Below are 18,624 nucleotides of genomic sequence, written 5' to 3'. Positions count from 1 at the left end.
TGGATTGCCCGCCGCCGCACCCGTTTCCGGGGCGCTCTGCGGCGGCGGGCCGATGAATATGGTGGTGATCGTCAGGCGACCTTGCGGGCGTAGAGCTCGATCGCTTCGAGCGGGCGCGGATCGATCCAGCCGCCGACGTCGAAATCGTTGGGCAGGAAGTCGTGCTCGAACAGGAAATCCTTGAAGTCGCCGAGCGCCGCAATCGCCTCGTCGGTCAGGAAGGTGCCCAGCCTCTCATGCGCCTTTTCGCCATAAGCGGCGCGAACCCAATCGACCGACGACCCCGCCTCCCGGGCGATGTAGGCGAAGGTTTCCTGCGGGTGCGTCCGCGCCCATGCTCCGGCATCGACGACGCGGGCGAGGAAGCGGGCGACGAGATCGGGATGCTCCTCGATCAGCCCCGCGTCCACCGTCAGCGTGCGCGGCGTGCCATTGTTGATCCGCACCTTGGGGTCGGGATGGAAGCCGATGTCGACGATGATCGACGCACCGATCAGCCGGGCCGTTTCAAGCCCCAGCGCGCCCTTGACGTAGATCGCGTCCACGTCGCCGCGGATCAGCGCCAGCGCCTCGGCGCGATAGCCGTGACGCCGGCGGCGGCGGACTCCTTCGCCGGACGCGATGCCAATCGCACCCTCGCCGTCGTTGATGGCATCGACATGTTCCACCTCGTGCAGCGCGATGCCGTCGAGTTCGAGCGCCTTGGCGAAGCCGCGCAGCGCCGTGGCGCGATTGAAATCGATGGAGATCGGATTGACCGGGAGCGCGATGCGCCGCCCCCTGAGATCGCGCGTCCGCTCGATCCCGCGGCCCGGAAGCGCCAGGATCGCCTGGAATTCGTCCGTCCATGACAGGCCGATAACCCGGGTGTCGGCGCCGCGCGACCGCGCCCAGATCGCCGGGATGTTACCGCCCTGACGGAAGCTCGCCGGCAGGTTGTGATCGAAATGCGATTCCTGCGCGTTGGGATCGTTGCTTTCCTGGATCGATCTGAGTTCGATCCCTTCGGCCCCGAACTCGTCGGCGAACCAGCCGAGTTGGACGGCGATGCCGAGTGGCGTAGGAACGGGGCAGCGCGTGTACCAAAGCGCGTCGATTGAGGAAGCAGTCATAGTCTCTCCTTGGGCGCCTCATGCCCGTGCTTCGGGCGCGCGCCTCCCATCGCCGTCGCTCAGCGGGACGGCGTCGGTCGGTCGGAAAAATCGGATTAGGCTTAAGTCCGCGTCGCGGCGTGACAGCTGAGATGGGGCGGTGTCATTTCGTTCGTTCCTTCCGTTCAGGAAACACGAAGCCGGATCACCGACCAGGCATCGTGCGCTTTAGCCTTTGGTGACGCGGGGCAAGCTGCATTCCGTCAAAAGCCGCGGGCCGATCGCCGGCGCGGACTGCTCCTTGCCTCGTCTCGATCCATAATCTCTATTGGTATGGTAGAGATTGTGTCGTCAATCAAACAAGGCTTTGCGAGCGTGAAGGTCGCCTATTCCGTCGGCCGGAAGAGCCATGGCTGTAACCGGAGTGCGGCCTTGGCCCCTGCTCGACTGGGCAGAAGGTTCGGCGGGCCGGCGGTTGAGGCCGGCGGCCTTGAGGACATGATAGATGCTGTCGCGATTGAGGTGCGGCAGAAAGTGGCGCAGCAACAAGGTGAGGTCATCGAGCGCAAAGCCGGTGGCCTTGCGCAGCGCACGGATGACGGCGCGGTCTTCCTCGCTTATACGCCAGGCGAGGTGCTTGGGCCGGCTCGAGCGATCGAGGCAGTCCTGGGCGCCCCGCTTGCGCCATTTGCGCACCGTTTCATCGCTGATGCCGTAGCGCTGGGCGAGCATGCTTGCCGGCCACTATTGTCCAGGAAGACTATTCCTTAGGGTTCCGCCTGATGACTTCCAGCCCCGGTTGTGCGGCGGATTGGTGAATCCGCTGCTTGTATGAAGGGGAGCTACTCGGCAAAGGGGCCGGCCCGAACGACCCAAGCATCGATGATTATGGAAGGCGTCATGAACGAGACTGCCGCCGGCACAACGCTCGGCCTGGATTTCGGTACGACCAACACGGTCGCCGCGCTGGCCGGCGACCATGCGCCCGAACTGCTCGGCTTCGACGGACCGCACGGGCATGACGAAGTCTTTCGCTCGGCGCTCTGCTTCTGGCACGATGAGGCCGTTCGTGGCGGCCTGGCGTCCGATGCCGGCCCGTGGGCGATTTCCGAATATCTCGCTTACCCGGAGGACAGCCGCTTTCTGCAGTCGTTCAAGTCCGTCGCGGCGAGCGCAAGTTTCGAACAGGCATCGGTCTTCGAGAAGCGCTATCGCTTCGAGGATCTCGGACGACTCTTCCTCGACAAGCTGGTCCACCATGCCGGCGGTCGCCTGGATCGCCGGCCGGCCCGCATCGTGGTGGGGCGGCCGGTCGAATATGCCGGCGGCCAGCCCGATCCGGGGCTCGCGCGGCAGCGCTATGACGCGATGTTCGCCGGATTCGGCGCCGAAGTGCACTATGTCTACGAGCCGCTTGCCGCCGCCTTCAGCTATGCTTCGCGCCTGACGAGCTCCGCGACCATCCTCGTTGCCGACTTTGGCGGCGGTACCAGCGATTTCTCGGTGGTGCGGGTGGCGGAGCCGGGTGTCTCTCCCCGCTGCACGCCGCTCGGGCATGCCGGCATCGGGATTGCCGGCGACCGTTTCGACTATCGCATCGTCGACCGCCTGGTGCTGCCGATGCTCGGCAAGGGCGGCCATTATCGATCCTTCGACAAGACGCTCGAGATCCCCCGCAGCTGGTTCAACGATTTCGCGGACTGGTCCAAGCTCGCATTGATGCGCAACAAGCGGACGCTGACGGAGCTGGAGCGCCTGCGTCGTGCCGCTCTCGACTCGGCCGCGATCGGCCGGATGATCACCGTCATCGAGAATGAGCTCGGCTATCCGCTCTACGCTGCCGTGGGACAGACCAAGCGGGCGCTGTCCAGCGCGGAGACTACTCATTTTCGCTTCGCGAGCGCTGGCCTTGAGATCGAAGCAGCAGTTTCTCGCGAGGAGTTCGAGATGTGGATCGCCGAGGATGTGGCGCGCATGGAGGCGACCATCGACCAGGCGCTGGTGGCGGCCGGCGTGCAACTCGGCGACATCGACCGCGTGTTCCTGACGGGCGGCACGTCGCTAATCCCTCGCGTGCGCCGGATGTTCATCGATCGCTTCGGTGCTGCCGCTATCGAGAGTGGCGGCGAGCTCACCTCGATCGCACATGGTCTGGCGCTGATCGGACAGGAGGAGGACGTCGCCACCTGGGCGGTATAGTGCTCGGCTTGATCGCATCTGGAGACGACATCCGACCGCCAGTATCACGCGACGGTAGGTGACCGCGCTGTCCTTTGCATGGACGCGGATGTCTTTCGACCGACCTCCTCGTCGAGGCGGTTCGCAGCGCCATGGTTGTGAAGGCGACCGCCGAGATCCGTCGGCGAGCAGGCGTTGCCGGCCGATGGCTGCCGAGCGCCGAGAGACGTAGCTGCGAACCCCGGATGTCTGGATCACAGGCCGATCGAGTTGTGAAGTGCTGCGGCTCCGTCTAGGTGGGGCAGCGATGCGCCTGGTGTCCTCTCAGCCCTGGTCGGACCCACGCGATGCTCCCGCCCGCCGTCGTGCCGCCACCCTGGCGCTCGTCGTGGCAGTGCATGTCCTGATGCTGATCATGCTGCTGCGGCTGGCCCCGTCGCCCGCGCCACCCCCTCCGGCACCGCGGGCCCCGATCACGTTCGAGATCATGCCGGAGGCGCGCGTCGCACCGGCGCGCACCCGCGCCGCCAAGGCCCGGCGCGCGCAAGGTGGCGCGGCGCGGCGGGCAGCGGTGCCGTCGCTCGCGCCTGTTCCCCCCGTCGCGCCGCCGATGCCGACTTCGTCGGCGATCTGGTCGCAGGTGATCCCGATCACATCGGAGCAGTTCGCCGCCGCCGACATCGCCAGAATGCCGTCGCGCCCCGCGGCACAGGATGGCGAGGGCACGGGCGAAAGCGGCACCGCTGCCGGCCAGGGCAGCGGCGACACCGACGGCCCCGGCGAGGGGCCGAATGGCGAACCGCTCTACAACGCCCAATGGTATCGCCAGCCGACCCGTGCGGAGCTCGACGCCTATCTCCCGCCCGGCACCGCGCAGAGCGGCTGGGGGATGATCGCCTGCCAGACCGTGCCCGACTATCGCGTCGAGAATTGCCGGGAGATTGCGCAATCTCCCGCCGGCTCCGGCCTGGCGCGGGCGGTGCGCCAGGCGGCATGGCAGTTCCGCGTCTTGCCGCCGCGGGCCGGCGGCAAGACGCTGGTCGGCGCCTGGGTCCGCATCCGGATCGACTATACGATAAGCAGGCCGGAGTGATTTGACGGCTTCGAACGAAGGGACGGATTGCAGCGAGTATTCCCAATGCTTCGGCGATGCCTTGCCAGCCCCTCGCAGGGTAAGAGCATCTTTCAAGTTCAACAGCGGCGACGTGACGAAGGTCCGCTAAGGGGGCGGCCCGGCCGCTCATGTGCATAGCCGCTCAACGTCGGCTTTTCTGCTCCGTCGGCTTCCTGGACAAGGGCAGCAATCGATGCGGATGTTGCGCTCAGCATAGCTACAACCATGTCTGCGAACATTTACCTCATCTACGAGCCTTCTGCAGCTGCGGCTCCCCCGCCTCGCCCTGCTGATCTTGCCGGCCGGCAGGGTGCCGCGCCCCTTCGCCAAGCGGAGGCTCATAATCGGTTCGTTGCTCAGAGCCCGTTTGAGAATGGCTGCGGGTCGGTCTGGCGGATCTTTTCCGCGCCGGATGCGTCGCGATCTTGCCACGATGTTTCGACATCGCGGCTGCGACCGCTCCTGTCCGGCACGAAAAATCTCTCGCCAGCCCTCAGCCGCCCCATTCTCAAACGGGCTCTCACCGATTGGACGAGCAGCCCGACGGCCAGGAGGTACTCCAGTCGTGAGGCTGTTCCCGCTCGGTCTCAGCCGCATCGATAACCGGATCGCGGTCTGGCCTCGAAGGCCAGCTGCGCGCGCGATCGAAGTCGCACGTGCAGCTGGCGCATCGTTTTCAGATATAGTGAAATTCGGGAAGCCGGGTGAGAGCGGCCTCGCAAGTCTCACTTCGTGATCTTGCCTGGCAGGCTTAGGTTGCCGGACGCCACATCGAAGATGTCGGAGATGCAGAGCAGCGGCGAATGAAGATTGGCATTCACCTTCAGGGCCGAGGTAACGCCGTCAAATTTGATCCCTTCGACCGCGCCGATCACAGATGCCGGCACGCGCACCTCCACCATGTTAGTCGCAAGCGATGTCGGATAGCTGGGGCTGTCGATCAGGAGAGGGACGCCGGGCCATGTCGGCGGAACCTTCGGCTTGGTGCCTTCCGGAATGTCCCGGACCTTCAGCGAGCCCTTGCCACAGGCGTCGTCGGGCGTGAGGACGACCCAGTGTGGGTGCCACACGTGCCGATTAATGCCGCCGTTCGCCCCGTCATCGAAATCGGGATGGAATGTGACGGCAAGAGCGAGAATGCCTTGATCGGCATCGAATCCGACGCTCGAACTGTCCATCGATGTCGGCCAGACATAGCTGTAGACGGCGCTGCCGGCGAACTGGCCAATTGCTTTTGGCCGGATCTTGCCCGCTTGGCCGCGGACCTGCACGCGAAACACAATATCGGGACCGACGCTCGTCACGTCGGTATGCACTATGTCGAATGCGGCGACAGTAGCGGCGTTCTCGTGCGAATGGATCGGTTGCCCGATGGCCGCTGGGGCGGAGATGATTAGTGCTGCCGCTGCGAGAGATAGACCAGAAACACGCATGCTCTCCTCCAGGAAATCGCGGATGGGATCGGTCGATACGGTCGTACCGACATCACATGTGGAGGTTAGCGAAGCGCTCGATCATCGGTCGATCAGACGGAGACATGGTCTGCCTAACATCATTGTATGATCCGGCTCTCTGCTACGATGAGTGGCCTAACCGGTCGCATGTCCTTGCTGGCTTTCCAACGATGCTGCGCATCGCCGGAACCTTTGCCAGCTTCGTCCAGACATTGCCTGATCAGGTGATGCCGTGTTCCGCCATCGGTCTCTGGACTTGCTCGCTGGTGTACTGGCTCCTCTGATCCGAGTGATGCGGCAGCGCATCGGGCTTTCCCCGCCGGCAGATCGCCATCATCGGTGCGTCGATGACAAGGCTCGCTGTCAATGCCGTGGACATCGACCAGCCGTGCCCGATACCCCCCGCGGCTAAGCGGGCTCGTTCAAAAGCGGATTGAAGCGGGGCAAATCGAGGACTTGGGTCCAAGGCTGATTATGGATCAGGCAGCCGCGTCTCCAACACAATCCGCGATACATTCCATCAATTGGTCGGCCTCGAAGGGTTTCCGCAGGAAGCATGCAGCGCCCATTGCGCGAGAGCGCTCCTCAAGGTCCGAGTCCTCTCGCGCCGTGATCATGATGATCGGAGCAAGATTACCGACGCTACGCATGTGCCTGGCTAAATCCAGACCGGATACCCCTGGCATATTGATGTCCGTGACGAGGCAGAGCGTCGATGCGAAATCCGGGCTATCCATATAGTTGATGGCCGACTCGAATCCCTTCGCCTCATATCCGTAAGACCGCACGAGCCCTACGATCGCGTCACAGAGTGAAGCATCGTCATCAACAACGACAATCAGATTTTCATCGAGCAATGATTGGCTTTCACGTTCGCGGGCACCCCTGGTGCACAGGGTTACGTTACGGTTCAGGCAGGAATGCTGGAGCGTCGGATTGCCTCCTCCATCCGCACAAGTTCCGGAAGGGACCGAGCGCCCATCTTGCGCATCGCGGCCCCTCGGTGGATCTTCACCGTGATCTCACTCAGGTTGAGATCGCCCGCGACCTGCTTGTTGAGCCGCCCAGCGGTGACGAGAGTCATGACCTCGCGCTCACGGGGGCTCAACGTCGCGTACCGTGTTACCACCCGAGCAGCATCGTCGGCCACCGCGCGTTCGAGTTTATTGCGGGCAAAAGCGTGCGCGACCGCATCAAGCATGTCCTGATCGCGAAACGGCTTGGGCAGGAAATCCACCGCTCCGGCCTTCATTCCACGAACGGTCATCGGGATGTCGCCATGCCCGCTCATGAGGATGACGGGTAGAGTGATACCATGCTCCGCGAGCTTGCCCTGGAAATCGAGACCATTGATGCCCGGAAGGCGAATGTCGAGGACCAGACATCCTGCGGCATTTTCAGGCACTCTGCTCAGGAAATCCTGGACGGACGCATAGGTCGCCGCTTCGATACTAACCGAAAGGAAGAGATTCTCGAGCGCTTCTCTCAATGGTTTGTCGTCGTCGATGATATGGACAACTGCCTGATCGGACATGTCGTCGTTCGTCATTGTCCTCCTCCCTGGCCTTCGGATCGAAGATTGCTCGGAGCAGCCCCGCACCGATGACGTCGCATCAGAGATATCATCATCCAAGCGTTCAGCGACATCATACGATGATATGATCGGCTGGCGAGGGTGCCTGCGGCTATCCCTGCACTTCGGATCTGCGATCCGCCGGCTCTCACAAGGCGACGCAGAGATATTCAACGCATCGGCCTGCCGCGCGCCCGCGCAAAATCTCATGACCACAAGCGATCGTCGATACTCAGGGCTCAGTAGCTATAGGAAAGCCTCAGTCCATAGGTTCTGGGCCGCCCTGTCAGGCGGATCGCTACATCGGGGCTCGCGGTGCTGACATAGGTCAGATAAGTCTCGTCGCCGACATTGCGCACGAAAGCGGTCGCCGTCCATCGGCCATCAGCGGCAGCAAGGCCAGCCCGAAGATCCACGAGAAGATAGTCAGGAATAGCTAGCAGCGGCACTTCGCCCAGTGCGGCGTTGGTGCTTCCTCGATAGCTATAGCGAACACCGGCGAATGCGGTCAGGTCTGCCGAGAAGGATGCGCGATATTCCGCGTCTCCATTGAGCTGCCACTTGGGAGTAAGTGGCAGCTCTTCTCCCCCGAGCGAGGCTCCGCGGCCGAGGCCGTCATAATTGATGAAGGTTCCTTTGATTTTGGAGTGGATGTAGGTGGCGCCGCCCGTCAGCGTGAGACTTTCGACCGGCCGCCAGAGCAGTTCTGCTTCTGCGCCCCAAATCGAGGAGCGGGGCACATTGATAAAGGCGTTGAGCGGTCCCAGCACCGGATCGATCCGCTTTCCGCGCAACTGCTTGTCCTGATAGTCATAGTGGAAGGCGGCACCCTTCAGCTGGAAGCGGAGCGGATCCGGCACGAACTTGAAGCCAGTCTCGAAAGCCAGGACGGACTCGGGTCTCGCCAGCTCAAATTGGCGAACCGAGCTCGCGCCGATGGTCGGAAACGCGCCGCTCTTATGCCCCTTGCTGGCATTGGCGTAGAGCAGGAGCGTTTCCATCGCCGACCAGCTTATATTCAGACGCCAGGATAGATTATCCTCGTTGGACGTGCCGCGAATCTCGGTCGGCAGGAAATCGAGCCCCAGCGTCGAGCACCCTCCAGGCGCCACCGAGACCGGTCGGCGAGCCAGCATCGTCGCGACGATCGAGATGTACCTGGCCGCTTGGCCGCTACCATCATCATAGGTGCATCCGACATATCGGCGGCGTTCGTCGGTATATCGAAGGCTGCCTTGAACCTTCAGCTGCGAAGTGACGTCATAGTCAAGGCTGCCGAAGCCGGCCCATGTCCTGACATGCTGGATCGTTCGCGGATCCACGCCGTCGAAGGGGAAGCTGCTCTCGACGACATCCGACCGAGCCGCGTCACGAATTTCCTCTCGCTGGTAATTGGCTCCGACCATCCAACGGACAGCATGCTGATCACCAGCTAGTCTGACCTCCTGCGAGAATATGCCGAGTTCGGCAGGGTTGGCCGTTTCGAACGTGATGAGCGCAGTTCCGTCACCGTCGGTCAAGCTTCTGCGGCTCAGCTCCTGATAGCTCGTGATCGACGTGAGATTGGCGAACTTTAGATCGGCATCTGCGCGACCAACGAGTTGGAAGAAATCCGAGCGCCGGCGGAAGTCGCGGCCCGGCGTCCAATCCGCAGCACGATTGCCTCGCGGACTCAGGGGATAGGCAATGAGTGCGGCCGGCAGACGCGATGGCGTATTGATGATCGCCGCGAGCTGCCCCGCCTGGTTGTCAGAGCGGTCGCGCCAGCCATTGACGTTGAGCTCGATCTTGATCCGATCGGACGGCGTCCAATCAAGCAGGACGCGGCCAACGCTGAAATTGCGCGATCCCAGGCCATCGGAGCGGGTGTAGCTCCGCTGCCAGTCATCACTTCGCTCATGCCTCACTGCCACGCGACCACGCAGCTCGCCCGACAGCGCACCGGTCAAATAGGCTTCGCCATCGACTTCGCCAAAGCGGCCGACGGTAAGCTGGCCACCGGCGCCGAGGGCATCGGTCGGCTTTGCGGCGATATAATTGATGGCTCCACCGGTCGTATTCTGGCCGAACAGCGTTCCCTGTGGGCCCTTGAGAACCTCGACCCGTTCCACGTCCAGCGCTGCTCCCAGCGTCGTCGCGGAATAGGGCAGTGGCGCCTCGTCGATGTAAACCACGACACCGGGAGCCGCGCCGAGGCCGGTATCGTAAAAGCCGATGCCTCGCATCGTATAGACCGGGTGGCCATAGCTGGAGAGCGTATAGTTGAACCCAGGCACAAGTCGAACGAGGTCCGATACATCATTCACGCCTGCATCACGAAGCGTATCGGCGCGGAAGGCCTGGACGGACATCCCGACCTTATTGATGCTCACCTGCGTCTTTTCCGCCGTGACGATGATATCGTCGGGTTGAAGCGGTGCACTTTTTTCGGCCCCTGCCTGGGACGGCAGACACGCGATGAAACTCAATAAGCGCGTACTGAGTGATCGTGCTCCCGACATCCGTGCCCCCCGTCCACGTCCGCGCAACGCCCAGCACGCAAATGCTAGCACAAGGGGAGGGAGGCTGCTGATTATACGGTGGTATTAATGTAGATAGCCGCCGGATCCGCTTTCTCGGCGCATCTCGGCAATCGCCCAACTTACTCGCGCCTCTTTGCCTATTCGCGCCCGAAGCCGCGTACACGCTAGATTCGTGCTAAGCTTGGTTGAGGCGCGCCAATAGGCCGATCGCGGCGAGCGCCACGGTGATCGCAGCGGGAATGAGCAGGATCTGCAGGATGGCTTCGCAGCCTCCGATCCGGCCGGTCCAGGTGGAAAGTCCGTCCCGCAGGAATTCCCGCAGCGGCATCTGCCCGGATCGCCCCTCAACGCGCAGAAACGATGAGGGAACCGAGAAATAGATGGCTGTGTAGATGACGCTAATCGCGACCATCATGGTGGCCTCGACCCCGTCGGTGAAGAAGGCGACGAGTGCCGCCATCATCAATCCATAGACGGCGAGGATCATGTAGCCGATGGCAGCCGGCATATCGGCTGCCGCAGCTTCGCCCATGATCGGCTGCCTGGTCGCGGACGTCATGGCCATGCTGCTTTGGTCCAAGAAGGCGGACCCTTCCTTCACCTGGCCGGTGGGACGTGATGCGAATATGTCGGGGCGATAGTTCAATCCTATCTCCAATACATGATCGATGAGGGTGATCGCGGGCTCGGAATGGAGAGGAGTCTATGCTGCGCTCTGATGGACGGTCGATCAGACGGAAACATGGTCCAGATCATATCTTGATATGATCCGCGGCCTTGCGGCCAGAAACGTCTCGCGAAACGGCGTTGGAGCGTTCGGTGGCTTCGGACAGAAAATCTCCAGCATCAGCCTTTTCGATTTCACCATCTGTCGCCGCAAGGAATGCTTCCCTTATCTGTAAGCTGGGACAGCTATGTCAGGCAGCCGCGCGCAGCGAGGGGAGCGGCGGACGTGCGGGGGCTGCAGCAGGCAGATCCAGCTGGGCAAGCCATTCCTGAACGACCGCAGCGACATCTTCCCAGCCGGGCTCGCCGATAAGCAGGTGCGACAGGCCAGGGAAGAACGCATAGTCCGTCCGCGCGGCCGAACGACGCTGGATACGGAACGCCGATCTTGTGACATAGGGCGAGACGAGCAGGTCTTTCTCGCTGCCGGTGTAGGCTGCATTTTCGAATGGCTTGCGGAAGCTGTCCCAGCATGCCGGCGTCACCCAGGCTCCGTGGATGAATATGATGGTCTTGCTCATGACTTGCCTCCGTTCCGAGGCCATCAACATCCACCTGTCGGTCCTGCCCTCTCAATCAGACGACCAGCAGGCCGCAGTCATACACAAGTATAGCGCCGCTCTTCCCACAGTCTGATCGACCGCTCGTCTGAGCTTCCATAGCGTCGACCCGCAGCCGATGCGGCTCGGCGCATATCGACACGGTCGAGGAGCTTCTGCGATGTCCAGCACCGATAAACTGACTCATGCCACCGGCGCTCCCGTCGCCGACAACCTCAACATCATGACCGCTGGCGCGCGCGGGCCCGCGCTGCTCCAGGATGTGTGGTTGATCGAGAAGCTGGCTCACTTCGACCGGGAGGTCATTCCCGAGCGTCGCATGCATGCGAAAGGATCGGGGGCCTATGGCACGTTCACGGTGACTAACGACATCAGCCGGTACACCAAGGCCAAGCTGTTCTCGGAGATCGGCAAGAAAACGGACCTGTTCGTGCGTTTCTCCACCGTGGCAGGCGAGCGCGGCGCGGCCGACGCCGAGCGCGACATCCGCGGTTTCGCCGTCAAATTCTATACCGAGGAAGGCAATTGGGACATTGTCGGCAACAACACCCCGGTCTTCTTCTTCCGCGATCCCTTGCGCTTTCCGGACTTGAACCATGCCGTGAAGCGCGATCCGCGCACCGGATTGCGGAGCGCTGAGAACAACTGGGATTTTTGGACGCTTCTGCCGGAAGCCCTCCATCAGGTCACCATCCTAATGTCCGAGCGCGGAATTCCGCGAAGCTATCGGTACATGCACGGCTTCGGAAGCCACAGCTTCAGCATGATCAACGCCGCCAATGAGCGCGTCTGGGTCAAGTTTCATTTCCGCTGCCAGCAGGGGATCGAGAATCTGAGCGACGCTGAGGCGGAAGCCGTGATCGGCCGCGACCGTGAAAGCCATGGGCGAGATCTTCTCGAAGCGATCGATGCCGGCGATTTCCCGCGCTGGACGCTCTGTATCCAGGTCATGACCGAGGAGCAGGCACGAAACCATCAGCACAATCCATTCGACCTCACCAAAACCTGGCCAAAGGCGGACTATCCGCTGATCGAGGTTGGCGTGATGGAGCTCAATCGCAATCCGGAAAATTATTTCGCCGAGGTCGAGCAGGCGGCCTTTTCGCCGGCGAATGTCATTCCCGGCATCGGCTTCTCGCCCGACCGCATGTTGCAGGCCCGTCTATTCTCCTATGGCGATACCCAACGCTATCGGCTCGGCGTCAATTTTAACCATATTCCGGTGAATGCGCCGCGATGCCCATTCCACAGCTATCACCGTGACGGTGCGATGCGTACCGACGGCAATTTGGGCGCTGCAACGCCCTATTTTCCCAACAGCAAGGGGCTCTGGGAAGATCGCCCCGAGCTGCGCGAGCCGCCACTGGCAGCGGGCGATGCCGACCATTGGGACCATCGCGTCGATGACGATCACTGGGAGCAGCCTGGTATCCTCTTCCGGAGCATGTCGGCGGAGCAGCAGGCGCTTCTCTTCGCCAACACCGCTCGCCAGGTTGGCGGAGCCTCGATCGAGGTGCAATTGCAGCATATCGCGAACTGCGAGCGCGCAGATCCGGCCTATGGTGCCGGCGTTGCTGTGGCCCTTGGCCTGGCGGCGGCGCAGGCTGCGGAATAGCCGCGAGCGAAGGCTATCCTTCTACGGCATGGCGACATCGCCGCCGTGCTTTCGCCCTCTACTTACTTGATCCATGCATGTTCATCGATTGCGGTCTCGGGATTACCGACGCGGCGACCGTTTCGTTGAAGCGGTCATCGCCAGCCCGACGACACCGACTTCCCGGCTTAGCCCAGCGTCGCGGCTGGCCGCCTCTTGCAGCTTTATCTATCAGACCCGCCCCGAATTCTTCCAGTTTTAGTATAGCAATATACGAAGCATGTGAAATGTCATACCAATGTATGGCTCGGATTTCCCATTGGCTGATGGGACGCTCGCCCCGATTAGATCAGGTTGCGCCAGTTAATCGAAAGGAAATCCGAAATGGGAGATTATATCTCGATCAACGTGGCGGACGGCGAGTTTCGCGCATATGTGGCGCGCCCAAGCGTCGCGAGCGCGCCCGCCGTGGTGGTCCTCCACGAGATCTTCGGCGTGAACAGCGACATGCGCGAGAGCTGTCAGGAGTTGGCCGACCGCGGCTTCATTGCGGTCTGCCCAGATCTCTTCTGGCGGCAAGAGCCCGGTCTCGACCTCTCGCATTGGACGGAGTCGGAGTGGCAGAAGGGGCTTGCACTCTACACGGCATATGATCGCGACAAAGGCGTCGGTGATATCGCCGACACCCTGGCATTCGCGGCAAAGATTCCTGGCTCGTCCGGCAAGGTCGGTGTCATGGGATATTGCCTCGGTGGGCTGATGACCTTCTTGACTGCTGGCCGTCGAGGAGCCGATGCGGCCGTCGCTTATTACCCCGGCTCGGCGCAGGATTATGCGGACGAGGCGGACAAGGTGCATAGCCCGCTGATGATCCATCTCGCCGAGGAGGATGAGTTCATCTCCAAAGAAGCGCAGGCGACAATCCGCGCGGCGATTGCGGGGAATCCCAGAGTGGAGCTCTTCTCCTATCCCGGTTGCAGCCATGCCTTCGCGCGGCATACGGGTGTCCACTATGATGCGGACGCCGCAGCGCTCGCCAACGGCCGAACCTGGGATTTCCTTGGGCGACACCTCCGTTGAGCCAAGGCCGGCAGTTCGCTCACCATTCCCGCCTTGCTCCTCCACGGCGGCGACGATCAGATCGTTCCGATTGATGCTTCGGGTCTAATGTCGGCCAAGATCGCGCCCGGGCGATTCAACACGGATCTGCTCGCCTTCATAAGGCCTGATCGTCCGGCAAGCTCAGGCGCGGCGCCAAATTCGGGCGTCGCGCCTTCACGCATTCGCGGGCGGCAATATAAAAGTGAATCGGGCGCCGCCGTCCACGTGGTTGCTAGCGCCGATGCTCCCCCCATGCGCCTCGATGATCGACTGGCAGATCGCAAGGCCTATGCCCATTCCACCGTCCTTCGTGCTGAAGAAGCCGGTGAAAACATGATCGATATGCTCCGCCGCTATGCCGGGGCCGGTGTCGCGAACCGAGATTGCGAGTTGGCCATCGTCTGCGATCCTGGTCGCGACATTGATCTGTCGCTTGATGCAGCCGGCTTGATCGATGGCCTGCACGCTGTTGATGATCAGGTTCACGATGACCTGCTGCAATTGTACGCGGTCACCGCGAACAGCCGGAAGCTCGAAGCCGAGATCTGCCGCAAGCTCGACCTCCTTCGTCTGCATGTCATGCCGGACGAAGAGCAGCGCTTCCTGCACGACCTCGTTCAGGTCCAGCAGCAGATGCTCGGGTTCGCGTTTGGCGGCCATCCCGCGAATACGGCGAATGATGTCGCTCGCTCGCCGGGCGTCGGCCACCATCTTTGCCGCTAGGTCACTCGCTTGCTGAACATTCGGCTCCTTGCGGGACAGCCAACGGAGGCTCGCCTGGCCATTGGTCGTGATCGCAGCAAGCGGTTGATTGACCTCGTGAGCGATGGAAGCGGTCAGTTCGCCCAGCGTCGAAACGCGCGCGGCGTGCGCGAAATCGGCTTGGATCTGCTGAAGTTTCGCTTCGGCTCGCACGCGATCGCCGATGTCGAGCGTGCCGATCAGGCTCATGCCCACTTCCTGTAGCGGTGGTGGGAAAGCGATCGAGAAAAGGACGTCGATGGTCCGACCATCGAGCGTTCTGATCTTGGTCTCCTCCGTGTACGTTAGCTTGCCCTCCCAGCGCGCGGTGAGCGAGCGGCGAAATGTCTCCGGCGCGTCAGGCCAATATCTTGCAACCGATCCGATGAAATCCGCGGGGCTGTTGCCCCCGAACATGGAGACGGTGTGCTGGTTGACCTCGGCGACTGAGATGATCTCCATGGCATGCGCGAGGAAGTCCGGATTCTCATCGATATAGGCGGTGAGGTCAGTGACGCCTTGTTCTCGCAGCTCTCGAAAGATCTGCATCGTTCCTCGAGCGTCGATCTGCCACAGCGATATCGGCATGTGATGGAAAAGATTGCGATAGCGTTCTTCGCTGCGCTGAAGGTCTGAATGTGCACGCTTCTTGTCGGTGATATCGATGAAGCCGACGACGTTGATTCCTCGCTCCATGAGCTCCGGGGGAAAGGCGATCGTGTACAGGACATCGACGATGCGCCCGTCATAGGTGTTGATGCGCGTTTCCTCGGAGTAGCTTTGCGCTCCCTTCAGTCTGGCGACGAGCGAGCGCCGGATCGTCTCCGGATTCTCCTGCCAAGCTTTCGCGATCGGGACGAAAAGCTCTTCCTTCTGGACCACTCCGAACAGCCGGACCGCCTGTGCATTGGCGTCGTTGCCGCGCACCCGCTGAAGAACCTCGTCCAGAAAGCCTTTATTGGATTCAACATAGCCCACGAGATCGACGATACCGGCGGCGCGCAGTTCAGTTAAGCGGTCGAACAGGCGGCTCATGTCCAACTGGACGAGGGCGATCGGCATATGTTCGAACAGCCCGCGATAGCGGAACTCGCTCTTCTCCAGCTCCGAAAAGGCACGCTTGTTGTCGGTCGTGTCGATCACACCGACCAGCACCGTTCCGGCGCCCTTATGACCTTCCGGCCAGCATACGGTGAACAGCACGTCGAGGAGGCGGCCATCGAGCGTCTGAAGCCGTGTGTCTGCGATAAAGCTGTCGCGCCGCTCAGCCGCCGCGAACAGGGCCTGGGCAAAGACGTGCTGGCTCTCCGCCGGCCAGAATGGCGATGCGCTCAACCCAATCATTTGCTCACGGCTTTCGCCTGCGAACAAGGCGACGGTCTTCTCGTTGACGTCGATCACCTTCACCACGTCGATCAACTCGCGCACGAAAGTCGGGTGCTCTTCGAAATAGGCCGGGAGGCTCGAGACCCCGGACATCATCAAAGCACCGAGCTTTGCCCGCACCACGGAAAAGTCGAGCTCCCAGAAAGATGCCGCCATCGCGTGGAACAGGTTCCGATACCGGTGCGACGCCAGCCTGTTTTCAATTTCCAAGGCCGATAGCGAGATAATGTTTCGCCCACACTCAACAATGTCCTGCGGAAGCCCGCTTTCGTCGTAGCGCACGGTCCATCGGACATCGGCCTGGATGGTCTCCCCGGATGCGGTCGTTCGTGTGAGCTCGCCAGACCACGACCCGTCGCGGAGAAGCTGCGCTTCCATCTCAGATCCGACATAAGGCAAGTGGCATTTCAATAGACCATGCAGGTCTCGGCCAAGGGCGGCATGCGGCGGCCATCCATAGAGGGCGGTAGACGCGCTGTTCCAGAACGTGATGGCACCGTCCATTCCGCGGACGATGATGCTCTCGCTCGCGAAGTCGGCGAGATCCATTTGGACATTTGGCCTCAGCTCTTCAAACGAGGCATGCGTGGCTGGTGAGATCCCCTCTGTCATGTGAGCAGGAACATCCGCCAATGAGGATCAATTGTCGAGCGTGCGTTCGATGCAACCGATCAAGTCGTTCGCTTCGAACGGCTTCCTCAGCAGACAATAGGCGCCACTTTCGCGCACGAAAGAGAGAAGGGGATCCTCCTCACATGCGGTGAGCATAATCAGCGGCATCTCGGCCCACTCGTCGGTAACTGCAATATACCGCATTTGCCACTGGCGCCCTCGACCCATGACCTATCATTGGGATGGGCTGCAGCTTTCACAGATAACGGCCGCGGGGGGAATTATACGGACGTGTTAGGTAGTTGACTCACGCTCCAGCGCCTTGAGCTTCCCGGCTACATCCGTCGGCACATCAGCGCGCTTGCCGCTGTCAATCTCGGCCCTCTTCACCCATTCATGCAGGGTTTGCGGCGCGCAACCGATCTTCTCCGCGATCGAAACCACCGCCACCCAGCGGGACGGATGTCCCCTTGATGATCCAGCACCATCCGGACCGCCCGATCGCGAGCCTCAGGCAAATATTTGTTCGTCGCCTCCCTCATACGAGACCTTCCCTCTCAGGAGCTCAGGCTTCCGGCAATCCCGGGGCGGTTCAGGCTCAAGCCGTCAAACCAGTGCTTGTGGCCGATAATCTTCTTTAACGGGCCAAGGGCTGGCTGCTCGGTGCTGGGCTGGAACGATAGTCTCCCCGATCTCTTTCTCGGTGCCGACATCACCGTCTCGATGCAGCCAAGTCGCAGCATAGCCAGCATAGACCTGCTGAGACGCTTCCATATGGATCGCGTAAGAAAGCAGATGCAGGGTGAATGCACCTGCTCTCCGAGTGCATCGCCTATTTGGACTTCACCGCGATGCCCATCACCTCGAAATGCGCGCCGCCGAGCAGGCTGCCCGAGCCGATGAAGGCGCGCGCGGGCAGGGGGCCCTTGAAATAGGTGCGATAGACCTCGTTGAACGCGGCATAATAGTCGAGGTCGGAAGCGAAGACCTGCACCCAGACCAGATCGTCCATGGTCAGGCCGGCGCCTTCCACGGTGCGCTTGATGTTGTCGAGCACGAGCTTGGCGCCGGCCTTCGGATCGGCCGGGGGCTTGCCGGTCGCGCGGTCCATGTCGGTCGTGCCCGAGACGTAGAGGGTGTCACCCGCCAGGACCGCGCCGCTGAACGCCGGCCCGGTGCCGGGGGCGGCCGCGCCTGCGGGCACCGCGCCACCCGCCGGGAAGTGCTTCACCGGCGTGGCGGCCCAGCCGGCTGCCGGGATCATGAGTGCGGCCGTGGCGGCAAGGATATATTTCATAGGAACTCCCCCTGTTGGCTGAAGGATGGCGCAGCCTTGCTCTCGCAGGCTGCGCATCGATCCTATGCCTCCTGCGCTGCCTTATGGAGGCGTGTGATGGCATCGAGCGAGGAGAGCAGCGAACCCTCCATCCAGCCGCCATAATAAGAGGCATGCTCGCCCGCCAGCACCAGCCGGCCGTCCATCGCAACGAGGTTCTGATAATGCTGGGCGCGGTTCTCATCGGTCCAGCGGGAGGTGCAGCCCATCATCCACGGCACGCGGCTCCAGGCGACCGCGACGCCGTTCATGAACTCCTTGCGATATTGCGGGTGGAATACCTCGCCCTGCGCCAGCGCCGTCTCGATCCGCTGCTCGGGCGTCATGCCCGAAAGCTGCAACCCTGCCGCGTCGCTCGCGAAGGCGCCGAGCAGCACCGCGGGTCCCTTACCGAACATATTGTTGTTGGGATAGGAGACGAGGCCGATGGTCTGCGAGGTGAAGCTGTGCCCGCCATAGATATGGTCGTCCTCCTCCCAGAAGCGGCGCTTGAACTCGAGCCCGATCTTGACCTGAGTCGAATAGCCGACCGCCCGGATCGCAGCTTTCATCGTGTCCGACACTTGGACGTCGAGCTGGCTGAGGATGGAGGCGGGGATGGTGCAGACGCACCAATCGGCCTTGACCTCGCGCACG

At 62.0% G+C, this 18,624-nt stretch carries 15 protein-coding genes and 3 pseudogenes; 4 read left to right on the top strand and 14 right to left on the bottom strand.

Translation table 11 applies throughout. From position 1 onward, the window contains the following. Nucleotides 1–71: 71 nt before the first annotated feature. Nucleotides 72–1,112: an ABC transporter substrate-binding protein gene (locus CLG96_RS16515; protein ID WP_107969609.1), complete on the bottom strand. Its 1,041-nt coding sequence runs from the start codon at nucleotides 1,110–1,112 to the stop codon at nucleotides 72–74. A gap of 405 nt (nucleotides 1,113–1,517) precedes the next feature. Further along, nucleotides 1,518–1,832 (bottom strand): annotated as a pseudogene (locus CLG96_RS16510) (IS481 family transposase); the annotation flags it as partial. Between the two features lie 159 nt (nucleotides 1,833–1,991). Here CLG96_RS16510 and CLG96_RS16505 point away from each other — a divergent pair. Both CLG96_RS16505 and CLG96_RS16500 read left to right on the top strand, forming a co-directional pair. Beyond that, complete coding sequence (locus tag CLG96_RS16505; RefSeq protein WP_107969860.1) at nucleotides 1,992–3,290, top strand: Hsp70 family protein; 1,299 nt, start codon at nucleotides 1,992–1,994, stop codon at nucleotides 3,288–3,290. 286 nt (nucleotides 3,291–3,576) lie between these two features. Continuing rightward, nucleotides 3,577–4,362, top strand: coding sequence for an energy transducer TonB (locus CLG96_RS16500; protein WP_107969607.1), 786 nt, complete (start codon nucleotides 3,577–3,579; stop codon nucleotides 4,360–4,362). 746 nt (nucleotides 4,363–5,108) lie between these two features. Here CLG96_RS16500 and CLG96_RS16495 read toward each other — a convergent pair. The 7 genes and pseudogenes from CLG96_RS16495 to CLG96_RS16465 form a co-directional block, all read right to left on the bottom strand. After that, nucleotides 5,109–5,816, bottom strand: coding sequence for a hypothetical protein (locus tag CLG96_RS16495; RefSeq protein ID WP_243395835.1), 708 nt, complete (start codon nucleotides 5,814–5,816; stop codon nucleotides 5,109–5,111). A 244-nt stretch (nucleotides 5,817–6,060) separates the two neighbouring features. Next, a pseudogene (locus CLG96_RS16490) lies at nucleotides 6,061–6,225 on the bottom strand (DDE-type integrase/transposase/recombinase); the annotation flags it as partial. A gap of 91 nt (nucleotides 6,226–6,316) precedes the next feature. Then, complete coding sequence (locus tag CLG96_RS16485) at nucleotides 6,317–6,694, bottom strand: response regulator transcription factor (protein WP_165799685.1); 378 nt, start codon at nucleotides 6,692–6,694, stop codon at nucleotides 6,317–6,319. Nucleotides 6,695–6,747: 53 nt separating this feature from the next. Further along, nucleotides 6,748–7,386, bottom strand: a complete 639-nt coding sequence (locus CLG96_RS16480) for a response regulator transcription factor (protein ID WP_243395834.1) — start codon at nucleotides 7,384–7,386, stop codon at nucleotides 6,748–6,750. A 263-nt stretch (nucleotides 7,387–7,649) separates the two neighbouring features. Then, nucleotides 7,650–9,911 (bottom strand): TonB-dependent receptor, encoded by a 2,262-nt coding sequence (locus CLG96_RS16475; RefSeq protein WP_107969602.1) that lies wholly within the window; start codon nucleotides 9,909–9,911, stop codon nucleotides 7,650–7,652. A gap of 196 nt (nucleotides 9,912–10,107) precedes the next feature. Then, on the bottom strand, nucleotides 10,108–10,464 hold the full coding sequence (locus tag CLG96_RS16470) for a hypothetical protein (RefSeq protein ID WP_133175413.1): 357 nt from the start codon (nucleotides 10,462–10,464) through the stop codon (nucleotides 10,108–10,110). A gap of 385 nt (nucleotides 10,465–10,849) precedes the next feature. Next, complete coding sequence (locus tag CLG96_RS16465; protein ID WP_107969597.1) at nucleotides 10,850–11,179, bottom strand: alpha/beta fold hydrolase; 330 nt, start codon at nucleotides 11,177–11,179, stop codon at nucleotides 10,850–10,852. Nucleotides 11,180–11,378: 199 nt separating this feature from the next. On the opposite strand from CLG96_RS16465, the gene CLG96_RS16460 reads away from it, so the two are divergent. Both CLG96_RS16460 and CLG96_RS16455 read left to right on the top strand, forming a co-directional pair. Continuing rightward, a complete protein-coding gene (locus tag CLG96_RS16460; protein WP_107969596.1) occupies nucleotides 11,379–12,833 on the top strand; it encodes a catalase in 1,455 nt (484 codons plus the stop codon). A gap of 363 nt (nucleotides 12,834–13,196) precedes the next feature. Then, nucleotides 13,197–13,892, top strand: a complete 696-nt coding sequence (locus CLG96_RS16455; RefSeq protein WP_107969593.1) for a dienelactone hydrolase family protein — start codon at nucleotides 13,197–13,199, stop codon at nucleotides 13,890–13,892. Between the two features lie 195 nt (nucleotides 13,893–14,087). Here the strand turns inward: CLG96_RS16455 and CLG96_RS16445 are convergent, their stop codons facing one another. The 5 genes and pseudogenes from CLG96_RS16445 to CLG96_RS16430 form a co-directional block, all read right to left on the bottom strand. Continuing rightward, nucleotides 14,088–16,589, bottom strand: coding sequence for an ATP-binding protein (locus CLG96_RS16445; protein WP_165799684.1), 2,502 nt, complete (start codon nucleotides 16,587–16,589; stop codon nucleotides 14,088–14,090). A gap of 90 nt (nucleotides 16,590–16,679) precedes the next feature. After that, nucleotides 16,680–16,856, bottom strand: coding sequence for a response regulator (locus tag CLG96_RS18850; RefSeq protein ID WP_165799683.1), 177 nt, complete (start codon nucleotides 16,854–16,856; stop codon nucleotides 16,680–16,682). A gap of 99 nt (nucleotides 16,857–16,955) precedes the next feature. Beyond that, nucleotides 16,956–17,194 (bottom strand): annotated as a pseudogene (locus CLG96_RS19240) (IS3 family transposase); the annotation flags it as partial. A 290-nt stretch (nucleotides 17,195–17,484) separates the two neighbouring features. Beyond that, entirely contained in the window at nucleotides 17,485–17,949 is a 465-nt protein-coding gene (locus CLG96_RS16435) for a RidA family protein (RefSeq protein ID WP_207796729.1), read from the bottom strand. A 62-nt stretch (nucleotides 17,950–18,011) separates the two neighbouring features. Continuing rightward, nucleotides 18,012–18,624: flavin monoamine oxidase family protein (locus CLG96_RS16430; protein WP_207796728.1), on the bottom strand; the 613-nt coding region annotated here is incomplete at its 5' end.

Origin of the sequence: Sphingomonas oleivorans, assembly GCF_003050615.1 — a bacterium.
Classification (GTDB): domain Bacteria; phylum Pseudomonadota; class Alphaproteobacteria; order Sphingomonadales; family Sphingomonadaceae; genus Sphingomonas_H; species Sphingomonas_H oleivorans.
This window is presented reverse-complemented; position numbering and strand designations above follow the sequence as displayed.